1 pseudogene is annotated in these 480 nt (G+C 74.4%); it reads left to right on the top strand.

Annotated features, from left to right (window positions below):
• Positions 1 to 396: pseudogene (locus CCN44_RS00670) on the top strand (transketolase); the annotation flags it as partial.
• Positions 397 to 480 lie beyond the last annotated feature (84 nt).

Below are 480 nucleotides of genomic sequence, written 5' to 3'. Positions count from 1 at the left end.
CGGGTACTGGTGCCGGGCGCCGAGATCGGCAGCGGGTCGCTCGGGCACGGGCTGCCGATCGCCGTGGGCACCGCGCTGGGCCTGCGGGCGCAGGGCCGGCCCGACCCGGCGGTGTGGGTGCTGATCGGGGACGCCGAGCTGGACGAGGGCAGCAACCACGAGGCGATCGCCTTCGCCGGGCCCGCCGGACTCGACCGGCTGCACACCGTCGTGATCGACAACTCCTCCGCCAGTCATGCGCTGCCCGGCGGGATCACCGCCCGGTTCGAGGCCGCGGGCTGGTCCGCGGTGACCGTCGACGGACGCGACCACGAGGCCCTGTACGCCGCGTTCACCGCGCCGCATCCGGGCCGGCCGCACGTGGTCGTGGCCCGCGTCGAGCCGAAGAACGCCTGACCCTCCCCCGCGCTCAGAGAAAGGGCACACCCTCATGGACACCATGCGTGACCGTTTCGCCCCCGTCGTCTCCCGGCTGCTGGA

Source organism: Streptomyces tricolor, assembly GCF_002155905.1.
Classification (GTDB): Bacteria; Actinomycetota; Actinomycetes; order Streptomycetales; family Streptomycetaceae; genus Streptomyces; species Streptomyces tricolor.
The sequence above is the reverse complement of the archived record's forward strand: the minus strand, read 5'-3'. Positions and strand labels throughout refer to the sequence as shown.